This window comes from Acinetobacter sp. AOR14_HL (assembly GCF_027855175.1).
GTDB lineage: Bacteria > Pseudomonadota > Gammaproteobacteria > Pseudomonadales > Moraxellaceae > Acinetobacter > Acinetobacter calcoaceticus.
The window spans coordinates 1-24235 of record NZ_JAKTII010000004.1 but is presented as its reverse complement, the minus strand read 5'-3'; the positions used below and the strand labels follow the sequence as shown (position 1 = coordinate 24235).

General features: G+C 38.2%; 25 protein-coding genes. 9 read left to right on the top strand and 16 right to left on the bottom strand.

What is annotated here, in order from left to right; genetic code table 11:
- Nucleotides 1–17 precede the first annotated feature (17 nt).
- A complete protein-coding gene (locus tag MKL38_RS04165; RefSeq protein ID WP_270902608.1) occupies nucleotides 18–713 on the top strand; it encodes a response regulator transcription factor in 696 nt (231 codons plus the stop codon).
- Here MKL38_RS04165 and MKL38_RS04160 read toward each other — a convergent pair.
- From MKL38_RS04160 to MKL38_RS04115, 10 genes are all read right to left on the bottom strand, one after another.
- Nucleotides 710–2038 carry a sensor histidine kinase gene (locus tag MKL38_RS04160; RefSeq protein ID WP_270902607.1) on the bottom strand — a complete coding sequence of 443 codons (1329 nt, stop codon included), beginning with the start codon at nucleotides 2036–2038 and terminating at the stop codon, nucleotides 710–712. The two genes, MKL38_RS04165 and MKL38_RS04160, sit on opposite strands and share 4 nt — an antisense overlap.
- A 29-nt stretch (nucleotides 2039–2067) precedes the next feature.
- The gene (locus MKL38_RS04155) at nucleotides 2068–3117 is read right to left on the bottom strand and encodes an SAM-dependent methyltransferase (RefSeq protein WP_270902606.1); all 1050 of its coding nucleotides are present in this window, start codon (nucleotides 3115–3117) and stop codon (nucleotides 2068–2070) included.
- Nucleotides 3118–3125: 8 nt separating this feature from the next.
- Nucleotides 3126–3905, bottom strand: a complete 780-nt coding sequence (locus MKL38_RS04150; protein WP_270902605.1) for a DUF1295 domain-containing protein — start codon at nucleotides 3903–3905, stop codon at nucleotides 3126–3128.
- A 29-nt stretch (nucleotides 3906–3934) separates the two neighbouring features.
- Nucleotides 3935–5134: an SAM-dependent methyltransferase gene (locus MKL38_RS04145; RefSeq protein WP_270902604.1), complete on the bottom strand. Its 1200-nt coding sequence runs from the start codon at nucleotides 5132–5134 to the stop codon at nucleotides 3935–3937.
- Nucleotides 5131–5922, bottom strand: a complete 792-nt coding sequence (locus tag MKL38_RS04140) for a DUF1365 domain-containing protein (protein ID WP_270902603.1) — start codon at nucleotides 5920–5922, stop codon at nucleotides 5131–5133. The genes MKL38_RS04145 and MKL38_RS04140 overlap by 4 nt, the downstream gene beginning before the upstream one ends.
- Nucleotides 5923–5944: 22 nt before the next feature.
- Complete coding sequence (locus MKL38_RS04135; RefSeq protein WP_270902602.1) at nucleotides 5945–7207, bottom strand: NAD(P)/FAD-dependent oxidoreductase; 1263 nt, start codon at nucleotides 7205–7207, stop codon at nucleotides 5945–5947.
- Nucleotides 7204–8175: an acyl-CoA desaturase gene (locus tag MKL38_RS04130; protein ID WP_270902601.1), complete on the bottom strand. Its 972-nt coding sequence runs from the start codon at nucleotides 8173–8175 to the stop codon at nucleotides 7204–7206. Before MKL38_RS04130 ends, MKL38_RS04135 begins: the two co-directional genes overlap by 4 nt.
- A 120-nt stretch (nucleotides 8176–8295) precedes the next feature.
- A complete protein-coding gene (locus MKL38_RS04125; protein WP_270902600.1) occupies nucleotides 8296–8859 on the bottom strand; it encodes a lipocalin family protein in 564 nt (187 codons plus the stop codon).
- Between the two features lie 96 nt (nucleotides 8860–8955).
- Nucleotides 8956–10359, bottom strand: a complete 1404-nt coding sequence (locus tag MKL38_RS04120; protein ID WP_270902599.1) for a heavy metal sensor histidine kinase — start codon at nucleotides 10357–10359, stop codon at nucleotides 8956–8958.
- Nucleotides 10356–11027 carry a heavy metal response regulator transcription factor gene (locus tag MKL38_RS04115; protein ID WP_270902598.1) on the bottom strand — a complete coding sequence of 224 codons (672 nt, stop codon included), beginning with the start codon at nucleotides 11025–11027 and terminating at the stop codon, nucleotides 10356–10358. Before MKL38_RS04115 ends, MKL38_RS04120 begins: the two co-directional genes overlap by 4 nt.
- A gap of 125 nt (nucleotides 11028–11152) precedes the next feature.
- Between MKL38_RS04115 and MKL38_RS04110 the strand changes: the two genes are divergently transcribed.
- Together MKL38_RS04110 and uraH are read left to right on the top strand one after the other, a co-directional pair.
- Entirely contained in the window at nucleotides 11153–11620 is a 468-nt protein-coding gene (locus MKL38_RS04110; protein WP_270902718.1) for a GlcG/HbpS family heme-binding protein, read from the top strand.
- A gap of 10 nt (nucleotides 11621–11630) precedes the next feature.
- Nucleotides 11631–12032, top strand: coding sequence for a hydroxyisourate hydrolase (uraH, locus tag MKL38_RS04105; protein ID WP_270902597.1), 402 nt, complete (start codon nucleotides 11631–11633; stop codon nucleotides 12030–12032).
- Between the two features lie 59 nt (nucleotides 12033–12091).
- On the opposite strand, the gene MKL38_RS04100 is transcribed toward uraH, so the two are convergent.
- From MKL38_RS04100 to MKL38_RS04080, 5 genes are all read right to left on the bottom strand, one after another.
- A complete protein-coding gene (locus MKL38_RS04100) occupies nucleotides 12092–12799 on the bottom strand; it encodes a PqiC family protein (RefSeq protein WP_045125716.1) in 708 nt (235 codons plus the stop codon).
- A complete protein-coding gene (locus MKL38_RS04095) occupies nucleotides 12789–14456 on the bottom strand; it encodes a PqiB family protein (RefSeq protein ID WP_151743223.1) in 1668 nt (555 codons plus the stop codon). Before MKL38_RS04095 ends, MKL38_RS04100 begins: the two co-directional genes overlap by 11 nt.
- A 7-nt stretch (nucleotides 14457–14463) precedes the next feature.
- Nucleotides 14464–15273 (bottom strand): paraquat-inducible protein A, encoded by an 810-nt coding sequence (locus tag MKL38_RS04090; protein WP_045430348.1) that lies wholly within the window; start codon nucleotides 15271–15273, stop codon nucleotides 14464–14466.
- Nucleotides 15270–15878: a paraquat-inducible protein A gene (locus MKL38_RS04085; protein WP_045430345.1), complete on the bottom strand. Its 609-nt coding sequence runs from the start codon at nucleotides 15876–15878 to the stop codon at nucleotides 15270–15272. The genes MKL38_RS04090 and MKL38_RS04085 overlap by 4 nt, the downstream gene beginning before the upstream one ends.
- A 278-nt stretch (nucleotides 15879–16156) precedes the next feature.
- Complete coding sequence (locus MKL38_RS04080; RefSeq protein ID WP_270902596.1) at nucleotides 16157–17041, bottom strand: LysR substrate-binding domain-containing protein; 885 nt, start codon at nucleotides 17039–17041, stop codon at nucleotides 16157–16159.
- Nucleotides 17042–17134: 93 nt separating this feature from the next.
- Here MKL38_RS04080 and MKL38_RS04075 point away from each other — a divergent pair, with 93 nt between their 5' ends.
- The 4 genes from MKL38_RS04075 (at nucleotide 17135) to MKL38_RS04060 (ending at nucleotide 21774) form a co-directional block, all read left to right on the top strand.
- The gene (locus tag MKL38_RS04075; protein ID WP_092706670.1) at nucleotides 17135–17452 is read left to right on the top strand and encodes a carboxymuconolactone decarboxylase family protein; all 318 of its coding nucleotides are present in this window, start codon (nucleotides 17135–17137) and stop codon (nucleotides 17450–17452) included.
- On the top strand, nucleotides 17443–17853 hold the full coding sequence (locus MKL38_RS04070) for a tautomerase family protein (protein WP_270902595.1): 411 nt from the start codon (nucleotides 17443–17445) through the stop codon (nucleotides 17851–17853). Before MKL38_RS04075 ends, MKL38_RS04070 begins: the two co-directional genes overlap by 10 nt.
- 580 nt (nucleotides 17854–18433) lie before the next feature.
- Nucleotides 18434–20119 carry an aspartate-alanine antiporter gene (aspT, locus tag MKL38_RS04065; RefSeq protein ID WP_270902594.1) on the top strand — a complete coding sequence of 562 codons (1686 nt, stop codon included), beginning with the start codon at nucleotides 18434–18436 and terminating at the stop codon, nucleotides 20117–20119.
- Between the two features lie 56 nt (nucleotides 20120–20175).
- Nucleotides 20176–21774, top strand: coding sequence for a bifunctional aspartate transaminase/aspartate 4-decarboxylase (locus tag MKL38_RS04060; RefSeq protein ID WP_270902593.1), 1599 nt, complete (start codon nucleotides 20176–20178; stop codon nucleotides 21772–21774).
- A 50-nt stretch (nucleotides 21775–21824) separates the two neighbouring features.
- On the opposite strand, the gene MKL38_RS04055 is transcribed toward MKL38_RS04060, so the two are convergent.
- Nucleotides 21825–22379 (bottom strand): TetR/AcrR family transcriptional regulator, encoded by a 555-nt coding sequence (locus MKL38_RS04055; RefSeq protein ID WP_270902592.1) that lies wholly within the window; start codon nucleotides 22377–22379, stop codon nucleotides 21825–21827.
- Nucleotides 22380–22819: 440 nt separating this feature from the next.
- Between MKL38_RS04055 and MKL38_RS04050 the strand changes: the two genes are divergently transcribed.
- Complete coding sequence (locus MKL38_RS04050; RefSeq protein ID WP_270902241.1) at nucleotides 22820–23329, top strand: helix-turn-helix domain-containing protein; 510 nt, start codon at nucleotides 22820–22822, stop codon at nucleotides 23327–23329.
- A 5-nt stretch (nucleotides 23330–23334) separates the two neighbouring features.
- Nucleotides 23335–24204: an IS3 family transposase gene (locus MKL38_RS04045; RefSeq protein WP_270902571.1), complete on the top strand. Its 870-nt coding sequence runs from the start codon at nucleotides 23335–23337 to the stop codon at nucleotides 24202–24204.
- Nucleotides 24205–24235: the final 31 nt, after the last annotated feature.

The following is a 24235-nucleotide window of genomic DNA, read 5'->3' as shown; positions in this document are numbered from 1 at the left end:
TGGCTTAATAAAATCTTATGGGTAATCATTTTATCCTCATGGTTGAGGACCATTTTGAACTTGCAGCAACCGTCTGCGAATTTCTTGAAGTGCATGGTTATGTCATCGATCATGCGCGTAATTTAGATGCTGCACGGACTTTTCTAAAATCGCAGCATTATCATCTTTTGCTGCTCGATATAAACTTACCCGACGGCTCAGGTTATGATCTATGCAACTGGCTGCGCACCCAACAAGGTGTTGATATTCCTGTCCTTATGCTGACAGCAAGAGATACTTTAGATGACAAGCTTAAAGGTTTTACCGCTGGAACAGATGATTATTTAGTAAAACCCTTTGATTTTAATGAATTAGTCATGCGGATTCGTGCATTAATTAAAAGAGCAGCTGGCGAAGTCACTCACCATAAAATTCAAATTCATGACTTAATTCTTGATAGCGCAACCCAAACAGTTATTCGTGCTGGAAATAATATCGAATTGCCGCCTATTCAATTTAAATTATTAAAAATTTTGATGCGTCAGTCTCCAAAAGTGGTGACCAAACAAGAACTGATGATGGAGTTATGGGGCGATGAAGAACCTGAAAGTGATGCGTTACGTAGTCATATCTATAATTTAAGAAAAATGGTTGATAAACCTTTTGACCCTAAGCTATTACATACAGTGGCAGGCGTCGGTTTAAAAATTGCTTTAGAAAGTTCTGCAAGTTAACTCAAATAGACCACAACAATTAAACCTGTTGCCTGTTCTAAGTCCAACTCAGGATGAGTAGCTAAATAGTACTGCCGATCAAACAACTCCACTCGCCATCCTAGTTGTTTGCAAAGCTTTTGCACCAATTGCAAACCAATTCCGTGGCCTTTAACTTTTAAAGAAAGTTGGGAGTCACTGAGCTCTTGTACTTTCACATCATTAGGTAGAGAAATTCCAATTCCATTATCAGCAATAATTAGGCTGTTTTTTTGTTGAATAATGTCGATTTGTGAGCCTTGAGAATAGTTCAATGCATTACGTAAAATATTGCTTAAAACCATTTTAGTCATAGAAGGATATAACCAGCGCGGCTGTTCAGAAAGGTCGGGTTGAATATGAATATGTATTCCCTTACTCTCACTCACTGCTTGTAAACTTTCGACTAAATCCTTCACAATTCTAGATAAAAAATTCTTCTCAGACGGTAAGCTTTTTACTGTATTACGTGCAATCGCCAGTAAGGTATCAACTAATAACTGCATATCTTCAATCGTATTATGAAGACGAACTAAGGCTTTATCATCTCCATATCTCGCCTGACAAAGCTGCACATTACCTTTCAAAATGGTTAGCGGAGTACGCAACTCATGGCTCACATCTCCCGTAAATTCCCTTTCGCGTCGAATAAAATCACTTAAAACTTGATGATATTTTTCCAAGGCTTGCTTGAGATATTCTGCTTCCATGTTGCCATTGGTATTAATATCTCTAAAAGGAGATGCTTGAGTGTCTTGATGTGCCCAATCGATATTTTCTAAAGCATTTGCCAAACGTGTAATTGGGGAAAAATAGCGTCTGGCTTTTCGATTTGACCACCATAAGAAGCTATATAGCACAGACAAACTAAACATGAGCGGAGCCAGTCCAAATAGCCAGATCAGCTTATTGACATTGCTCTCGCCAAATACCAACAGAACATGTTGACCATTATGCTCACCATAAACTGTCATTCGCTCTTTACCATCAACGAATACTCGGTGCACCCCACTTTCTAAACGCATACCCCGAAATGGTTGAGGTGCAATCTCTGTATTCCAACGATATCCATATAAATTTTTCGTATCCGGTAAATCTGCATTTGGGTCACGTTCTATGCGTAACCAGTAATGCTCCATTTCCTGCTCTAAAGCGGTTTTAAGTAAAGAGCCTTTAATGACCCATGCACTACAAGCCAACCCGACCACGATCGATAATGCAATCAGACCAATCTGCAACCAATAATATCGATTGAACATTTTGGCTAATGGATGACTAGATTTGCCATCATGTCGAATTCTTATCATATCTTTATCGCCAGGATAGGCTGTAGAAATTACAATGATCTCTTTCTAAATAAAAAGTGACCAATGACCCATTCTTGTCCTTGCTCAAAACCAAACAGCTCAGCACAAGCCATGAAGAAAATACGCCAGCGTTGCCACCAAATATTGGCATCTTTTCCATAGATTTTTTTAAACAGAGGCTTCAATTCAACTTCTTGATTATCCATATTATCAAGCCAAGCATTTGCGGTTCTCATATAGTGCTCACCCGACCACTGCCACTGTTGAGCCAACTCTAAATGCTCTTGAAAATGCAAAAAAGTTGACGTCGCAGGCATTAAACCGCCAGTAAAGAAATACTTGGACATCCAATCATAATCTGATTTTACTTCAAAAGGATAATGTAAAAAGCGATGGCAAAAAATATGACACCAAAGTAGCCCATCTGCCTTCAACCATCCCTGAATTTTCTCAAAAAGACGTTGATAGTTACGAACGTGTTCAAACATTTCAACCGATACAACCCGATCAAATTGATCTTGGTCTAATTCCAGCACATTCACATCACATGTGAGCACTTCAATATTGTTCAAACCCTTCAACTTTGCTTGTCCAAGAATATGCTTTTTCTGGGTTGCAGAGTTTGAAACAGCAGTAATCTGTGAGCGCGGATAGTTTTCTGCCATCCATAATGTTAGAGAACCCCATCCACAGCCTAGCTCTAGAATATGTTGGCCGTTTTTAAGTTGTGCTCTTTCACAGTAAAGCTGAAGTGCCAGCTCCTCTGCCTGATCTAAAGTTGTTGTTTTAGTAGGAAAATAGCAAGCACTGTATTTGAGTCTTTTTCCAAGCACTGCCTGAAAAAACTCAGTCGGCAATTCATAGTGCTGCTCATTTGCTTTGTCTGTTTCAACGGCGATTTCGCTCTGTTTCAGCATATTAAGCACATCCATATAGCGCTGTGCCCCTTGTTCAGGGTCATAACGGCCTTCTTGAATTAAACGCTTTTTGCTTAAAGCACGGATTGCTGCCCGAATTGCATGATCTGGAATCACACCACTTTCAACAATTTTTAAAGACTGATGAACAATAAAATCCATATGCGCACCTATTTTTTGGGTTTTCGCGGAATAAACATTGATGTTTTTTGTTGATAATCAAGATAATTTTGGCCGCGGCTTTTAATTGCTTGTTTTTCACTAAATGGAATACCCGTGACGTAGTATAAAAATAGCCACATCAGTAACGGATAAATCCACAATAAATATTGGCCCGCAGCTAAACCAATGATTGGATAGGCAAACCAGTGTAACCATTCAAAAAAATAATTTGGGTGACGTGAATAACGCCATAAACCCTGATCCATCGTTTTGCCATGATGTTCCGGATTTAATTTAAATCGGTATAACTGCTGATCAGCGAGCTGCTCTCCAATAAAGGCAATCACCATGATGGCAGCAGCAATCACTAAAGCGATTTTATATCCACCACTCCATTCAATTGCTTCTACATTGAGTAGCGTCCACATCGGAAAAAAGAACAAAAGCACCAAAAGCGTTTGAAAAATAAAAAATAATAAAAAGCCAAAGTGCTGGAACTTACCCATCGACTTACGCATGTTCGCGTAACGACCATCTTCTTTGTGTTCAGATTGATAACGTCTTAACAGGTGCCAAAATAATCTTAAAAACCATAAGCCGCTAAAAATACCGACAAAAAGTCGCACTTCAACTGGAGCAACTGAAATGAGTAAAGAAGACACAATAATGTTTACTGCCAGACAGAAACTCCATGCGGCATCTACAATTCCAGCTCGACCATTTGCTGTGGCAAGTAGCCAGCTCAGCAACATGATCATTAAATCTAGAATCAGTAAATTCCAAAACATGAGCAGTCTCCTTGCTTGATGTGTTTGAGTTAGTAACTGGTACTTTCAAACAACAAGTGAACATTGCTTATCACGCCTTCTTTAAAACCACCCTCGCAATAACATAAATAGAAATCCCACATGCGAATGAAGTTTTCATCGAACCCCAGAGCCAATACTTCCTCTCGTGCGATTAAAAACCGTGCTCGCCAGTGATGAATTGTTTTTGCATAACTTAAACCGATGTCATTTAAATGCTTTAGCCTTAAACCACTTTCAGAGGCGGTTTGAGTCAATACACTCACGCTAGGAATAAAGCTACCAGGGAAAATATAACGCTTAATATAATCGACTGTATTTAATGCTTTTTTATAACGGAAATCTTCAATGGTAATGGCTTGAATAAATGCCAAACCTTTCGGTTTTAACAGCGCTTTGCACTGATCAAAATATGTTGATAAATACTGCGCACCTACGGCCTCAACCATTTCAATTGAAACCAACTTATCGAACTTTCCTTCGAGCAAGCGGTAGTCTTTTAATTGCACATCAATTCGATGTGCCAACCCAGCTTCACTTACACGAGTAACGGCTTCATCGTATTGAGCTTGTGAAATGGTAATGGTGGTCACTCTACAGCCATAATGTTGGGCTGCATAAATTGCAAAACCGCCCCAACCGCTTCCAATTTCAACCAAATGATCCATTGGTTTTAAATCTAACTTTTTACAGATGAGCTCTTTTTTTAAATCAGATGCATCTTCGAGTGACATGTTTTCACTTTCAAAAACGGCGCTCGAATACATTAACGACGGATCTAAAAATAATTTAAAAAAGTCATTACTTAAGTCATAGTGCTCAGCAATATTTTTACGGCTCCCGCTTATAGAATTTTTTCTATTTTTATACCAACCCTTCAGAAAAAACTGGCTCGCCTGTGCAATAACATTCTGGTTAAACTGGTCTAATACATCTCGATTACGTGCCAATATCTGAACCAACTCTACAAGTTGTTCGCTGCTCCAATCACCACGGATATAGCCTTCAGCTGCTCCTAAAACACCATTTTTTAAAATGAGATCCATCAGCAAAGGATTGCGAACTTCAATCACAGCATGTAAGTCTGAAACCTCGCCCACCGTACCACTCCACGCGCCCTGAAAAGTGATCTGTCCATGACGTAGTTTGAGAAGACTCTTGAGCAATAACGGTAGTGAGTCATCTTCACCATAAAGAAATGTTTTTATCATGTCTTATCTACCTTGATCTTTTTAGGATGACGATAAAATGGAACTTTTTTTCGCCACAACTTAAATGCCTCTAAATATATTGAAAACAGCATTTTAAAAGGCGCCAAGCTGTTCATAAGAGCATATCGATACTGCTGTGAAGGAAATGTGATGGGCACAAGTTCAAACCGCATAGTTGCATCAAACACTTGTTTTTGTTCTTCAAAGAGCTGCATATGAATGACATTTTTCTGGTCTGAAAAACTAAATCGCCAGCGGTAAGTCAACTGCATGGGCATGAAGGGTGAAACATGAAATGATTTTTCAAAATTAAAATCAAAGCTTTCATAACCACCTACATGAGAGTGTTGATTCATACAGTCGTGTATATACACTTTTCGTTCATTCCAAGGGGTATTGGTGATTTCACTAAGAATAAATAGCGGTTTTCCGGCTTTATTTAAAACAAAATAAAAGACGACCGAATTAAACCGAAAACCCAAACAACGAGGTAAAGCCAATACTCTGATTTGCCAGTCTGGTCTAATATGTAAGTTGTTATTTTGCAGTATCGCTTTTTCTACTTTTTCCTTTATAGACCCTTGATACATATTTAAAAAATCATTTTTGGATAGTTCTAAGACATTCCAATGATTGGTTGACCAAAGTGAGCAATCTTTTGCAATCTCATTTAATTGATCTGGATCGAACCATAAGTAATTTAAGGTCGATGTGAATTGATGCTGTTTGGGGCTATAGCGTCGGTGACGAATAAGTGTAGGAGCTATAGCAAGTTTATTTAATAACATTTGAAAAGCTCCTTACCTATTTTTATAAGTGTAAAATTTGCTCTACAACACGTGCTGCACTGCGGGCACCATCCTCATGGAAACCCCAGCCCCAATACGCTCCACAAAATGAAGTTCTGTTTTGTCCGTTAATTTCTTGCCAACGAGATTGAGTTTGAATCGCTTTTGTATCAAATACAGGATGACGATATTGGCGTTCAACCAAGATGTCTTCGGCTTTAATTTTCATATTCGGATTTAAAGTAGAAAAAACTTGAGTATTGCAGGGTAAATTCTGCAAATTATTCATCCAGTAGGTAAAACCATAATGTATGTCGGACTCATTACTTTGAACTTGCGATGTTGGCGTTACATGTACATGCCAACTTGCCCACTGCAAACGGCTTTTAGGCATAATTGAAGTGTCACGGTGAACCACCATGTGATTATCTTGATAGCTAAATTGACTTAGTATTTCTCGTTCAAGCGATGAAGCATCTTTAATTAAACTTAGGCTATCGTCCGCATGGCTTGCGAAAATTACCCAGTCATATTCGGCTTGCCCTTCAGTCGTTTCGATAAACACGGTTTCTTGTGAACGGCTCACACCTTTTACTTCTGCAAATTTCCACTCAATGGATGGACAGTTTTGTTGAATAGCATGTATATAACTTGCTGAACCGTGTTTGACTGTTTGCCATTGTGGCCGCTCTTTTAGCTGTAGCATGCGGTGATGCTGAAAAAAGCTCACGACAAATCGATATGGAATTTGCCCTACCTGCTCAACCGGAGCCGACCATAATGCCCCGCACATCGGATAAAGATGCTCATAACGGAACTCATGGCTATATTTGTGTAGGTCTAAATAGTCTTCAATCGATAAATTAGGGTCAAAATCTGCTACATCAATATTTTTATTATCATCATAAAAACGCAGCAAATCTGAGAGCATTTGTAGAAATTTACGGTTTAGAAAGTTCTGCGGACGGGCAAAGAGCGACCATTTTTTTGAGGGGTTATATTGAAGCCCACTGACCAGATTATTCACCGAAAAACTCATGTCGCTGCTTTGAGTTTCTACACCTAATTTTTTAAGCATGTCGGTAAATAACGGATAGTTGTAGTCATTAAACACAATAAAACCACTATCTACCGCGACTTTAGTGCCTTCTAGCTCTAGCTCGTGAGTGTCAGTATGACCACCAAAATAGTTATTTTTTTCATATACGGTAACTTGATGTTGTTCTGACAATTTCCATGCAGCATAAAGTCCTGATATACCCGAACCCACAATGGCAATTTTCATAACACTTCCCCATTTTCAATTTTTTCTATCGGTAGATCTTTAATCTTTTTATATTGATAAACCTTCGCTGGTACTGGCTTTAGTCCCCACACCAAACCAAATAAAGACATCAGTTTGAGCACATAAAAGGTGATATCAATCTGCCACCAATAAAAACCTTGACGCACACTACCCGCGTAAAAGTGATGGTTGTTGTGCCATCCCTCACCTAAGGTAATTAAAGAAAGTAAAAAGTTATTACGGCTGTCATCTGGAGTATTAAACTCTCGTGAACCATAACGATGCGCGAGTGAATTAATACATAAGGTTGCATGCGTTAATAGAACGGTAGAAATCACAAATCCCCACACCAAAAGCTGTAAACCATTGGTTCCCAACTCAGGGAAATGTTGCGCAAGCCACGAACCAAAACCATAAATTGCCAAAGCTGTAAAAATCACAATAGGCAAACTAAATCGGTCAAGCCAAATCAGCTCAGGATATTTCAACCAGTCTTTAATCACTTTTTTTCGAATAGCAAAATTCTGCTCATTCAAAAACCAGCCTACATGGGAATACCAAAAACCTGCTTTCGCTGAATGCGGGTCCTGATCGGTGTCGGTAAAGTGATGATGATAACGGTGATGTGCTGCCCACCATAACGGTCCACGCTGTGCACTCATGGTTCCGATCAGTATAAAAATGAACTGGACAATACGTGATGTTTGAAAAGTTTTATGTGAAAGATAGCGGTGAAAAAAAGCAGTAATTGCAAACATGCGAAGAAGATAAAAGCCCAGCATGAAGACAACTGCAAACCAAGATACGCCCACCCAAAACACAGCTAAACAAGCGATATGCAATAAAATAAAAGGAATTATTCTTAACCATTGAATTTTCTTTTCAATGGCATATTCGCTAGAAGTACCCACTTGCGCATTTTCTGAATCTGACCAGCTATCGATCCAGCGCAGAAAAAATTTAGACATTGATTCTTCCTGATCTAAAGCATTTCTTTTGGTTCTAATTTAGAAAATGCGCAATGAATTTTATGTGAAGTTCACACGATTAAGAGATAAATATAAGAATCTACATAACCAGCAACGTCACTATTTAGACTGTGTTGTCTTAACGAGTTTAGAAACATCGTAGCCATAGCTTTTTGCGGTTTGCAGATAAGACTGATATGTCGCTTCATCAATTTGAGGACTACGAGAAAGAATCCATAAATATTTCTGGCTTGGGCCACCCACTAAAGCGACCTGATAATCTTGGTCAACTCTTAAAACCCAATAATCGCCTTTTGTAAAAGGAATCCATCTTAGGCCTGAAGGCAAAAAGCTCACTTTTAATTTACTGTTGCCCTCATTTTGCGAATAGGCCACACCTTCAGATGAAATCATTTTGCCATCTTTGTTGGTACAACTATTTAAAACACCAACGGTTTTGTCCGCGTTAATGGAATAGTTAGCAGTTGTATTGGCTACACAATTACGCTGAAAAAACATAGGTAAATGCGCAATCTCATACCACTTACCTGCGTATTTATTAATATCAATAGATTCAACAGCGACAGGTTTAGTGGTCGTGTCTGCGTAAGTACTCAAAGGAAGCGTTAAGCTAACCGCTGCAAGACTGCTGCTGATGACAAGTGACTTAAATAATAATTTCATAACTACCCTCTTCTATTTATTTTATATGTTTAAACATACGCCAGAGGGCTGTGAACAAAGTGTGAACTTTAAAAATTAAAGAACATTAATAAGGATTTAATTGTATTTATTTGGGGCATCTGCAATTGGAAAATCAAGCTCAAAACATACGCCATCGAGCGTGTTATAAACCCGATATAGGCCATGATGTAGATCCATAATTGAAGCGACAATCGATAGACCTAAGCCACCTGTCTGGTTCTCATCACTTCGACTTGAGTGGCATTGGTAAAATCTTTCAAAAAGATGCTCAAGTTGATGGTCAGCAATTGAAACACCTCCCGTTACCACAGTCAGGCTCACCCATTGCGTATGCTCAATCATCTTATGCTTAGTGGCAATATAAATAGATCGCTTATCACCACCATGTACGAGCGCATTTAAAATGAGATTGTAAACGGCTCTTTGAAATAACTCAGGATCTGCAAATAGCTTTTGGGCTTCTAAGTTAAAACTAAAATGACACTCTTGTTCCTCGGCCTGATATTCAAAAATCTGGCCTAGCCTATCTATAACATGTTGGACGTTTATTTCTTGTTTGTTTACAAGAACCATTTTCTGATCGGCTCTTGCTAAAAAAAGCATGCTATCAATCATGCGTTTTAATCTGTGGTAATCATCCAAATGAGACACCAGCAAATCTTCATATTGTTCAACCGAACGTTCGCCAGTTAAAGCAATCTCGGTTTGCCCAATCAGATTATTTAAAGGTGTGCGGAACTCATGTGCGATATCTTCAGAAAAACGGTTGAGCTGCGTATAACCCTTTTCGATACGTTCAAGCATGTGGTTAATATCTTTTGAAAGCAGCTCAACTTCTAAAGGCAACTTTGATAGATTTAATCGTTTTTGTAGCTGATTTACGTTAATAGAATGAGTTTGTTTGCGAAGCTGTTGTAGCGATTTTAAACCTAAATGACACACTAAAATGCAAAGCACAAAGATCGCAAACACGCCTCCTACCACATACATCAAGAGACTTTCTTGAAAAGGTAAAAGAATATTGATGCGTTCCGACCATTGTTTACCTGCAATGAGCAGATAAGGCTCGTCATTAATTTTTATGCTTTTCCAAGCAATTCGCGTTGGATATGGGTTGTTGGCTAAATCTTGAAATTGAAGACTGTTGCGCTGTGCAAGCTCAGGTAACTGAATATGGAGCGGATTGATATTAATTAAAGCTTTGTCTTTATGAATGAGCAGAAACAAGTTGTCTTGGTTGCCAAGCATGTTTTGATACAGCTTAGGACGCGCAATAATTTGCTCTATATTTTCGCTATCTTGCAGCAAAATTTCCAAACGGTTAATTCTGTCTGCTAAAGCTTTATCTTGTTGCTTTAATAAAATTTGGTTAATGCCTAAATAGGTCATAAAGCCGACTGAACATAAAATTAAGGCAGAACAGAGCGTGACCAGTAATGTAATACGGACTTCAAGAGAACGCAGAAATTTAAAGTTCATAAGCTAACCGAAATTTTATAACCCAAACCACGGATGGTATGAATAAGCTTTAATTCATACCCTTCATCAATTTTGCTTCGTAAACGGCGTACAGCGACATCAATAAAGTTGGTATCGGTATCAAAGTTAATATTCCAAACTTCTGAACCAATTTGTCTGCGCGTCACGATTTGCTCTTTATTGATCAACAGATAACGCAACAAATTAAATTCGGTTTTGCTCAGTTCAATTAAGTTGCCATTACGCCATACTTTATGTCCGACCAAATCCATTTTTAAATCACTGATAGACAGCTCATTTTCTTGCAGATATTGCTGTCTTCTTAACAGGCTTTTAATACGGGCTAACAGTTCGATATAGGAAAATGGTTTAGCCAAGTAATCGTCTGCACCCAACTCCAACCCTTTGACTCTATCTATCACCTGATCTTTTGCCGTTAAGAAAATAACCGGGATTTTGGAGAACTGACGTAATACTTGTAATACGCTCCAGCCTTCTATGTCAGGCAACATGACGTCAAGAATAAGCAAGTCATATTGATCTCTCTTTAGCATTTCCAAACCTTGCAGCCCTAAATGAATGCACTCTGCTTGATATCCAGATTCTTTTAATCCTTTGACCAAATAAGTGGCGATCTTGATCTCGTCTTCAATAATAAGGATACGCATTTTGTAGAGACTCATTTGAAAGATGACAACTTTGTAATGTGATTGTCATGCTTGGAATTATTCAATTTGTTTAAGATTTTCAAAGCGACATAGAGGCAATCATTATGAAAAAATTGAACTGGCTGATGCTAACAGCCGTGCTATTGGGTAATAGTACTTTTGCACAGCCCCCTGCTTTGAATCAAGTCTATTCGTTAGATCTTAAAACTGCGCACCTATTAGCGGACAGTGCGAAAGAGGCATGCAAAAAATTAAATCAAAACATTGCAGTGGTTATTGTTGACCGTGGTGGTAACCCTTTAACTGCCGAACGGCATGAGTTGGTCGGTCCACATAATTTAATTGCTGCTGAAAAAAAGGCCTATACCGCGTTATCTACCAAAACATCGACCTTGGTTTTAAGCCAAAACAGTAATCAAAACCCCGATGCAAAAAATTTAACCACGGTAGCAAATTTACTTTTGTTAGGTGGCGGCGTACCTGTTCGTTTTGAGAACCAAGTGATCGGAGCGATTGGTGTTGCAGGTGCTGGCGGCGCACAAAATGACAATCAATGTGCAAGCAAAGCCATTGAAACCATTTTTCATTCATAAGGAGTTCACCATGACTAAATCATTTATTGCTTTATCTTCTTTATTTGTTGCTTCGGCTACGTTTGCACAAACTAATCCGCTAAGTGTGCATGTGTTAAATCTAGAAACGGGGTTGCCCTCTTCTCAGGTTGAAGTCGTTTTAGAAAAAAACACAAATAACCAGTGGGTTAAACTCAACCAGCAAGTGACCGATTCAAATGGTCGTATTACTGCGCTTTATCCAGAAAATAAAAAATTAGAGCAAGGTATTTATAAAGTTACCTTTAAAACTGAAGACTGGTTCAAAAAGAATAAACAACAAACTTTTTTTGCCGAAGTACCCGTTATTTTTAAAGTGGATGGAAGCGTAAATCACTACCATATTCCTCTACTGCTTAGCCCTTATGGCTATTCAACCTATCGAGGTAATTAAAAGAAAAACCCCTTTATCTGTTTTGCACAAATAAAGGGGTTAATTCAAAGCGATTTGGTTTACGAACAAACCCCATTACTAATCACCGATTTTTTGTTTGAATCGAGCGCCACAATTGAAGAAGAAACCGTATTAATAATTTGAGTCATCGCCTCACTTGACGCACTCACAATTGCTTCCATTTTTTTAGCTTTTTGATCAATCGGCTGCTTAAAAGCAATTCGACAATTTAACTGAGATCCTCTATTAGTGATTACTTTTGCATTAGCTGACTCTAATTGAGTAGGCGGTATTTGACGCTTCACCACCCAAGACACAGCAATATTAATATTGCTGTGATCTACAATATCAAAATGAGAAAAGTCTGTAGAAACTCGATATAACGGTTGATTGTTTCCAGCAAGCCCACTGCTATAACTATCAATTGCCCCTAGCTTTTGTTGTAAACCCGCAGACAAGGTATCGCGTAATTGCGTACCCATGGTCGATGTCCAACGCTCATTGTTTAGCACCGTAGACTTACCACTACTGTCTTGTAGCACTAAAGGCGCACGGTCTAATCGATCTGGAATCCCGACTGGCAACACTTCAATCACCTGCACAGTTGAACTGGTGACCGGAGTGACTTTAGGTGTAAGCGTATAGTAGTTTGGCGTTGGTGAACTCGAACATGCTGTCATAGCAACTGCCGTTAAAAACAAGCCACTCCCAAGCAGCCATTTGGCTGCTTTAGAATGTTGAAAAGATCGATTGTTTTTATTTTTCATCATCGGCCTCTGGGGTCTTACCACGAATAATTGATTCAGGGTGTTGTTCAATATAGTCTGACATTAACTGTAAAGAGGCAGCGGCACGTGTCATTTGCTGCAATGCTTTGCGTACGTCTTGTTGCAACGGCGCATCGCTCGACAAAATAGACTCAGATGACCTTACAGTTTTACGAACATCGTCTAGAGTTGCTTGTAAACCAGGTGCAACTTTGCCATCTAACTGTTTAACCAGCTTGTCGGTAGACTCAATCGCTGTGTTCATATTGTTAAGCGTTTTACGCACATCTTGCCCAATTTCAACTAACGGGAATTTCGTTAACTTATCTGCAATCTGAGAAACTTGTGCTTGTAAGCCACTCAGTTCGGTTGGCGTAGTTGGAATCACCACACGGTTGTCACCTAGAATCTGTAATGTGGCTGGTTTGGCTTTAGGGAACTTGTCTAGAGCAATATAGTTTTGTCCAGTAAGAAGGTTCCCTGTTCGCATTTGAGCACGCCATCCATGTTCAATAAAATCTTTAAAAATTTCACTGTTCGGGTTAAGTGCTTGACCATTTTCAACTCGTGAAGGATAGATGACTGCCTCAACACGCATACGAATCTGTTTATAGTGGTCATAAAACTCGGCATTTACTGATTTAACATTACCAATTTCAATACCCATGAAATCAATTGGAGCACCGACTGTAAGCCCACGTAATGAATGATCAAAATACATAATCACACCACGAGGTTGCCCATCAGGCTCTTTTAATGCATCACCTTTTGAATCCCAAAGATTAAAGCGACTATGATTCGCCGCTGTAGTAGCACGCGAGCTTTCAGGGATTCCAAAAGCAATACCACCTGCGACAATACTTGCCAGCGATTGAGTATCTAAATTAAAGCCCGAAGCATTTAAGGTCACATCAATCCCACTCGCCTGCCAAAAACGTGCATCGGTGGTTACAAACTTGTCATACGGTGCACGGATAAACGTTTGTAGTTCAACATTTTTACCATCATCGGACAATTTATAGGCTGTAATTTGCCCTACATTAATTCGACGATAATAAATCGGAGAACCTATATCTAACGAACCAAGATCATCTGCATTTAAGAAAAATACTTTTCCGGGAACGTCTGAAGATATGACTGGCGGCACTTCTAATCCAGTAAATTCAAACTTATCTTCTGCTGATTTTCCGCCATCCACTTCAATATATGAACCTGACAATAACGTGTCTATTCCTGAAACCCCACTCGTCCCAATACGTGGTCGCACAACCCAAAATCGTGAATCTTTTGCTGCAAAGTTACTCGCACCTTTACGCAAATCAATTCTGGCAATAACGTGTGAACGATCATCTGAAAGATCAATCTGCCGCACCACACCAATATCCACCTGCTTATAGCGAACTGTTGTTTTACCAGCGACTAACCCTTCAGCAGTTCTAAAAGACACATCAATTGTAGGGCCATGAGACAGTAGCGCTTTTACAGCTAATGACAGCGCGATTAAAAGCGCGATCAATGGAATAAGCCAAATTAATAAAGGCTTCCACCGACTCTTCTTTTCTTGGGGCTCTGGTAAATCATTCATGCTATCCAGTTCAACATCTGCATTGCGATGATCTGAGTTACCAGTGGTTATTTCATTTTCAGACATACTCATTGTTCTTTTATTGACTGGGATTAATAGAATCATTATTCAAAGGCGAATGTTCTGCCTGAATAATCGTTGTTTTTTCAGAAGCAACAGAAGACGGTTTATTTGTATTTTGAGATGCATAAAAATTATCCCAAATAATACGTGGGTCAAAACTAAGTGATGCGAACATGGTTAACACCACAACAGCACCAAAAGCAATCGAACCTGGCCCAGCTAAAATCGTAGCAAGCGATTGAATCTGAATGAGGGCTGTTAAAAGTGCCACCACAAAAACATCAATCATTGACCAGCGCCCAATAAACTCGACAATTCGATATAATTTAACGCATTGCTCAGGTAAAAATTTCCAACCTGCCGATTTCTGTAGATATACAGCAAATAATAAAAAATACAAAATCAGCAGCTTCAACATGGGAATAAAAATACTGGCCATGAAAATAACGACTGAAACCAGATAGTCTCCACTTTGCCAGAAGTAAATTACCCCACTCATGATCGTATCTTGCTGACTGCCCAAAAGTGAGTCAGTTACCGTCATGGGAAGTACATTGGCTGGAATATAGAGGATTGTCGCAGCTACTACTAAGGCAAAGGTTCGATTTAAACTCGCTGGTTTACGTGAATGCAGCACGCTATTACATCTAATACAACGTAAAACTTGATGGCTTTTATCTCGTCGTTTTTTTTCATTTTGAGAAGAATTTACGACACCACAGCAATGACACACAATTAATGAGAGATCTTTAGCCCGTGGATATTGAGTTAAGTTCACGCCAGTATTTACGGTTTTTTCTGAGGTCACATTTTTTATTGTTTTCATGGCAGTGACCTATCAATTTCGTTCCATATATCACTTACCTTTATGGAAGTAATATAGACCAACAATACACTTAAGATCGCAAATGCCCATAAAGCAATTTCGGGAATCACCAATACCATTCCCATTAACTTCACAAGCGTGACCAAAATTCCGATTAAGAACACCTCAACCATTCCCCACACTCTCATAAAGAAAAGTGTGCGTAAGGCCATCACCAAAAACGTTGGCCTCTTTTTCAATATACTCACTGTACCGAGCACATAGCTAAGTAATAAAAGATAGGAAAGCGGCACAATAAAAGTGGTAATTAAAATAAGTACACCAACGAATGCCCGATCAAAGTGAAACATGACCCAGACTGCCCCCAGTAAAGTAGTCTCGGAAGTATTTCCTTGTAATTCAATTTTTACGATGGGAAAGCTATTGGCAAGAATAAATACAATTAAGGCAGTTAAAATCAAAGCTAACAATGTTGAAAAAGGTTTGGTGTGCCGATAGAGTTCTGCACCACAACAAACACAATAAGCTCTTTTTCCATAAGCAAGCGGAGCTCTACGATAGACTGTATCGCACTCCTCACAACCTGCTAATTCTTTAAGCTTCATAGTGATACTCTGAAATTTATAGTTTGATTACATTCTTCAACGAGCTTGTTTTACCTAAAAACAATGACTCCTAACACGCAAATATCATTCCAAAAATTTAACTTATAGCATTGGTATATCAACATTCAAGTTAAGAAAGATAGAAGAAAAATGAAAATTTTGATTATTTTACTGCTACCCAAAATAATTTATAGAGAATCTCTTTACTACCAAGTTAAATGAAAATACAAATTAAACCAAAGACTATCTAATTAAATTCAAATTTTTAGACAGATAAATTATTGAAGATGCTGTTCAATATATTTTTGAAATTGCTGAACAATATAACCAGATTCTAATTTTGAACTAGAATAAAGCCCAAACGATAAAGATTTAAGTTGAGGTAATTCAGCACTTTTTAAGATCTTGATATCTGAAGGTATTTGAAATAATGATCTTAAACTGATTCCAATGCCTGCACGTACCGCAGGCCACAAAGCTTGAACAGAATTGCACTCATAGGCAATGTGCCATTCCAAGCCCTTCTCTTCAAGCGCCTGAATTGCCATTTGTCTTAGAATACAAGGCTGCTGTAAAACAACTAATGGAATCGAAGTTCCAGTTTCAATAATCTGCTGGATGTGTGGATGAGAACAAAATAACCACTCTGTTTCTACATTCTGCAATTCATAAAAATTTTCACGGGCTTCATCTTGTTGCCAGATGAGTGCCAAATCCAGCTCTTGTTTTTGTATTTTTTCTAACAAATTAAGATTTCGATCGACCTGAATTTGAAACTGCACTTTAGGATATTGCAACATGAACTGAGCAATTAATTGTTGGAGCGTGCCTTCAGCAAAATCTTCTTGTAATCCAAAGCGAATAACCCCTGTCGCTTGAGTCTGATGAAGTTGTAAAAGTACCCTATCATTCATTGCCAACACACTTTTTGCATGACTAAATAATAATTCACCGCTCGGCGTTAACTCTAACAATCTTCCGTTTTTTCTTAATAATTGGCAGCCAGTCTGCTGCTCTAATTTTTTTAATTGAGCACTAATCGCAGCCGGAGAGCGACATAAGTTTTGAGCAGCCAAATAAAAACTGCCTAGCTCTATACCTTTTACAAATGCCCGTAAGGCATCTAAATCAAGGTTCGTGGGTACTTTGGCATAATCATTCATAAAAACTGAACTATAGGTTCAAAAAGTTTTGATTTTTAAAAATATAACAAACTGCCATAGTCGCTACAACATCCCCCAACGCAGAGTTTTAAGATGTTTAGAAAAATTGATATTAACAATCTAGAAAGTGTCGCTCCCAAACTTTATGAGCTCGGCAAAGATTATTTGTTTGCAGATATCTGGCAAAGACCAATCCTTGATACTCAAACACGCTGTTTCATTACAATCTCGGCGCTTATTTTACAGGGCCGCTATTCACAGCTCGAATGGCATATCAAAAATGCCCTAAGCCAAGGGATCTCTAAGGAACAAATTATTGAGGTTACTACCCATCTTGCTTTCTATGCAGGACTACCCACCGCTATTTCAGCACTTGAACATATGCCAGAGGAGATATGGTCATGCCCATGATTCGTTTTACAACCAGCTATCCATATACCGATTTAGAAAAAGCGCAAATATCTAAAGTTGTGCAAACTTGTATGGAAAACTATTTCGATACGCCTAAAAATGATTGTTTTCATATTTTTGAGCAAATACCGCAAGAACAGGTTTTTGTTGACCCTGATTATTGGGTTAAAACCGCACGTACTGAAAAGTTCATCTTGCTTTATATCACCTCAGGCAAGCCCCGAACGGCGCAACAAAAATCAGATTTAATGCTGCATGTTACAACCCAGCTTAAACAGAATTTTGATGTTTCAGAACAAGATGTCATGTTTGTGATTGTGCAAAATAGTGCAGAAGATTGGTGTTTTGGTCATGCACAGCGCGCTGATCTTTATTTGAAAACAATAGCTCCAACAACGTAATTTCAAAATAAAATAACCCTAACTATTTATTTTTTAGGGTTATCACATTATATGTAAAATTTTAATAATATTAATGACAAAGAGAATATTTAATTAACTTAAATATCCACAAAGACAAAAACCTCTTTTCATATTTTATTTAAAATAAAAAAACATTATAAAGAAATAATTAACAATTAGAACACCACCATAATTATGAGACACAATTAACAAAAAAATTATTTTAAGTAAATTAATTTTCAATTTGACTCAATCATCAAAATTATATTCAAAAAAAATAATAAATTGTTCAATATCAATAAATTAATAAAATATCAACATTATTCATTACAAGACATTCTTTATATTATTGTAATAAAATTTTACTTTATATTAAAAAACAAAAGTTGATTTAATCACTCAGAATTACTGATACACATGGGATCCCAAGCAATTTAAGCACATTATTTTTATAATTAAATTTAAGAAAAGCACCAGTCTTGAAGGTTTGCTTAAGTAATTTTCATATAGTATTTTAAAAAATGAAAAATAAATAAATTTATATATTAAAGATAGATTTAATAATAAAAGTGAGATCAAAATGATTGAATGGTTACAAAGTGTCTTAAAGCACAGCCCCGAAATATTATTGTTCTTATCACTCGCAATAGGCTTCTGGATTGGACAGTTTCAATTTGGAAAATTTCAGTTTGGCGGAGTCGCAGGCTCCTTACTCGTCGCAGTTGTTTTAAGTCTTATTGGCGTACCTGTTGATAACGGCGTTAAAGCAATTTTATTTGCCCTCTTCATTTACGCGGTAGGCTTTGAAAGTGGCCCTCAGTTTTTTAAATCACTGGGACCACAGTCCATAAAAGAAATTCTTTTAGCAGTATTCATGGCGGTTTGTGGTTTAGTCACCGTCTTAGTGATGGCTAAAATTTTTCACCTCGATAAAGGCTTGGCTGCGGGTCTCGCTGCTGGTGGCATGACTCAATCTGCCATTATTGGTACTGCTGGAGATGCAATTTCTAGGCTCGATCTACCACTAGCTGAAATTCAGAGGCTTCAGGCAAATGTCGCGATTGGCTATGCAGTGACCTACATTTTTGGTTCATTGGGAGCGATTATTGTTTGTGTGAATATCTTGCCTAAATTTATGGGTAAAGAAATCCACGACGATGCTTTAAAAGCTCAAAGTGAACGACTCAAAGGTGCTTTCGAGCTAGCACCGGGTCAGGAACTTGCAATGCCGGAAATTGTTGGCCGTATTTATAAAGTCAAACAAGCCGATGGACACACGATTGCGGAAATTGAAGCAAAACAGCCGAGTATTACGATTGAACGGTTAAAACGTAAAGATCAGTTTATTGATGTTGCACCCGAACTAACCTTACAAACTGATGATGTCGTATTACTGGTTGGGCGCCGTGCCAATGTGGTTTCAGTTGCCGAGCAAATCGGGAGCGAATTACAGTCATCGCAAGGTATGGAAATGATTATGGATACCAGCGATGTCATCCTAAGAAATTCCAAATACATCAACCGTACCTTAGGAGACATTAAGGCGAATACGCCTGCTTATTTGAAGCACGGTATTTATGTACTTGCGATTAAACATAACGATGAATCACAACCGTTAAGCGATGATACTCTTTTACGACAAGGTGATGTGGTCACTGTATACGGTACAAAAAGCGATCTCGAACGTTTAGTGAAAGAGGCCGGTAAAGCCTTACCTGAAAGCTTAAAAACGGACTGGATTTTTCATGGTGCAGGCCTTGTGGTCGGTTTAGTGATTGGTCTCTTCGTGATTCGTTTAGGTGATGTGCCCTTAACGCTTGGTGCGGGTGGCGGAGCTTTACTATCAGGTCTTCTCTTTGGCTGGATACGAAGCAGAAATCAGGTACATGGCAATATGCCTCTAGCGGCTTCACAGCTTCTTAAAGATTTGGGTCTAGCAGGATTCGTTGCTGCCGTCGGCTTACAATCAGGTTTACAAGCCATTCAAACCATTAAAGAAAGTGGCCTTTCACTCTTTATGATTGGAGTTGTCGTAACACTGGTTCCTCTCCTACTTTCTATGCTCTTTGCACGTTATGTTCTGCGCTATAACAACGTTGCAGTTATGGCAGGTGCACTATCTGGTTCACGCAGTGCAAACCCTGCATTTGGGGCAATCTTAGACAAAGCAGGAAACTCAATTCCGACTGTTCCTTTTGCAATCACCTATGCCTTGGCAAATGTGTTCTTGACCTTACTCGGACCACTCATCATAGGCTTGGCCTGATTTTATACATTGAATTAGAAATTTTATTCATCTCACTATAATTAAGGAGACGTCCCATGGGGAAAGTCGATTATTCTAAATATGCAAAACTCAGCCCATTTGAACTAAAAGATAATTTAATAGAATTAGCTCAAAGCAGAACTGACAGAATGATGTTAAATGCTGGGCGAGGTAATCCAAACTTTCTCGCAACCGTTCCTCGTAGAGCATTCTTTCAATTGGGTTTGTTTTCGGCGACTGAATCTGAGTTTTCATTTTCTTACATGCCAGAAGGTCTAGGTGGCTTCCCTCGCCCCGTTGGACTCCAGTCACGATTTGATAATTTTATTTTGGAAAACCGTGACAAACCCGGCGTCGTCTTTTTAGGCAAAGCCGTGTCTTATGTGCGAGATCAGTTAGGCTTAGACCCAGATCTTTTCCTGCTTGAAATGGTTGAAGGCATTTTAGGGTGTAACTATCCAGTGCCAGATCGTATGCTCAGAGTGAGTGAAACGATTATTAAAGAGTACGTCTTACGAGAAATGGGCGTACAAGGCATGCAGAAAAAAGATTTAGACTTGTTTGCGGTTGAAGGCGGAACAGCAGCAATGGCCTATATCTTTAACTCATTAAAAGAAAATAAAATTATTAAAAACGGTGACCGTATTGCAATTGGTAGCCCAATTTTTACGCCATATCTGGAAATTCCCAAACTCAATGATTATCAACTTGAAGAAGTACTCATTGAGGCCGACCCTAAACTCGGTTGGCAATATCCAGAATCGGAACTCAGAAAGTTAGAAGATCCATCGATTAAAGCATTCTTTTTAGTGAATCCAAGTAATCCGCCATCTGTAAAAATGAGTGATGAAGGACTTGCGATTTTGGAAGATATCGTTAAAAAACGCCCTGATCTGATTATTTTAACAGATGACGTTTACGGTACTTTTGCCGATAACTTCAAATCGCTTTTCGCAATCTGTCCAGATAACACAATTTTGGTTTACTCATTCTCTAAATACTTCGGTGCTACCGGTTGGCGACTTGGTGTCATTGCACTTTCAAATAACAATGTGCTTGATAAACAAATTGCGAATTTATCGAAAAAAGAGAAGAAAGAACTTGAAGAGCGCTATTCATCTTTAACGACTGACCCTGCAAGCATTAAATTTATTGATCGTTTAGTTGCAGATAGCCGTAATGTTGCTTTAAACCATACTGCTGGTCTGTCTACACCACAGCAAGTTCAAATGGTTTTATTTGCATTGTTTAATCTGATGGACTCACGCCAAAGCTATAAAAAAGCGGTCAAGTCTGTTGTTCGTGAACGTGACGCAGCACTTTATCGACAACTTGGCGTCGATGTTCCAACCGATCCAAATGCCGTGGACTACTACACTCTAGTCAACCTTGAAAACACCTCACGTACTCTCTATGGAGATGAGTTTGCGGACTGGGTAATGAAAAATAAAAATCCGACTGAGCTATTATTTAGAGTAGCTGATGAAACAGGTGTGGTTTTATTACCGGGCTCTGGCTTCGGTGTCCAGCACCCTTCTGCCCGTGCATCATTAGCTAATCTAAATGAATATCAATATGCTGCTATTGGTGACTCTTTAAGACGCTTTGCGGATGAAGCTTATGCAGAGTATTTAAAAACTAAAAAACGCAAATAAGCACCTATATAAAGTGAGGCTCTAGCAGCCTCACTTTTAATAAGCTAGACCTAAGACACCATAGTTAAAAAATAATTTAGTAATCTATCTCGATCATCTATCTGATTTTCTCCTAAAAGCTGAACCATAGCGCCATCAATCACAAATAAAAACAGGTGCGCATCTTCAATTGAAGCCATAACTTTTAACGTTAAAAGTAGTTTATAAATTTCATTAATTAGCCAATTTCGATAGTCAATTACAACCTTATAGGCGGTTGGATAAAGCTTTTCAATTTCAAAAATAGCTTTAAATGGCAAATGGTAAAAGCCCTCTAAATCTGCATGTAAATAGAAAATTTTCTTGAGCTTATCGAACAACATGAGTTCACGATATGAATGGATAATTGAAAACACCTCGTCTTTTAATGCATCTTTTTGAAAAGTTAGGCTCATCTCGATGAGCTTTTCTTTAGAGTGAAAATCATTATAAAAAGTGGATTTTGAAATTCTGGCTTCAGCAATAATTCGGTCGACACCTACATTATGAAAACCATGTTGATTAAATAGATCTCTTGCCGCGTGGAGCACTCTTAATGCTCTAAATGAATTTTCTAAATTTGGCATAAACATTCTGCTCAAAGATAATTTTTGTTGTATATAAAAGAGATAGAAAGGCCTTTACTCTTAAAATGAGTGCTAAAAACAGGCATGCGAAAGCTGCACACAAAGGATGCGCTAACCTATCTCAAGCTTTATTGTTGATATGATTTTTTAGTCGTAATGATCTAAAGGTTAAACCTATAAATGTTTAAACCGTTTTAAAGACCAGTTGAGCGGTATGGATAGAAAGAGCTTGGCAAAGGCCAAAGAATAAGAAAAATTAGTATGCATAGAGGACTCCTCATGTCTAAAGAAGTTCTACCGAATTACTGTCAAATAATTATGGTGGCAGAACGAGAGAAGGTTGACAGACTGGTTAGACGCCAGCACACCCGAGGGTGTCCCTCTCCCGTCCTGAACTGCACCCCATAAGTTAGACTTTTTAAACTTATAAGGTGTGACCTATGCCAGTTCCAAAGCATTCAAAAGAGTTAAAACTCAAAGTAATTCAGGCTTATTTAGATGGTAGTAAAGGCTATAAAATTCTTTCCAAAGAGTTTAATGTAGATCTCCAAACCATTCGGTTATGGATTGAAAACTATAAGGCACATGGTACTGATGGGCTTAATATTAAAATTCAAAAAACTTATTATTCTTCAGAATTTAAAATCAATGCAATACAAATGCTTCTTGATAAGATACCCGTAAGAGAAGTAAGAAGACGGTTAAATCTGAGCGGGACGTCAATTTTAAGAAGATGGCTAGCTCTGTATCATAAAGAAGGGATTGCTGGGTTTAATACTAAACGGACTTATACCAATATGACTAAGCAAGATAAAACTAAAACAGTGAAACCAACAAGAGATGATAAAGACAAGTCTCAGCAAGAGCTCATTGATGAGCTTACAGCTTTACGCGCAGAGGTCGCTTTTTTAAAAAAGCTAAAAGCCTTAAAACTGAAGCAACGTACTTAAATTCAATTTGTACTGCAGACAGTGTTCAAATTATTTCAGAATTAAGGCAAATTTATCCATTAAAGCTCTTACTCAGTATTGCCAAGATAGCCCGTAGTACTTATTTCTACCACATGAAAGCTATACGCTCTAATGATAAATATACTGAGTTAAAACAGCAGATTAAGTCCATATACCATAAGCATAAGGGATGCTATGGCTATCGTAGAATTACTCTTGCTCTGAAAAGTACAGGAATAATGATTAACCATAAATGTGTATATCGACTCATGAAAACTATGGGACTTAAATCACGTATCAGAGCACTAAAATATCGCTCATATAAAAGTGGTTGTGTCGGGATAGTGGCTGATAACGTTTTACAACGGCAATTTAAAGCAAATCGACCAAATCAGAAATGGGCAACTGATGTAACGGAATTTAATGTGAACGGTGAAAAACTTTACCTATCCCCGATTATAGATTTATTTAATGGGGAAATTATTACATTCCGAATCCAACGCAAACTCAATTATGAGTTAGTAAAAGATATGCTCATTCATGCTTTGGCTAAACTTAAACGACATGAAAAACCAATTCTCCATTCCGATCAAGGATGGCAATATCAAATGGCTCATTACCAACAGCAATTAAAACAACAGGGTTTAATTCAAAGTATGTCTCGTAAGGGAAATTGTTTGGATAATGCTGTAATAGAAAGCTTCTTCGGAATATTAAAATCGGAGTGCTTTCATGGTGAAAAATTTCAATCAATTGATGAATTAGAGAAAACCATACAAGAGTACATTCATTATTATAATCATGAGAGAATCAAGGTGAAGTTACAAGGTTTATCCCCTGTACAATATAGAAATCAGTTTTTAAAAACTGCTTAATTAGCTGTCCAACTTTATGGGGTCAGATTAT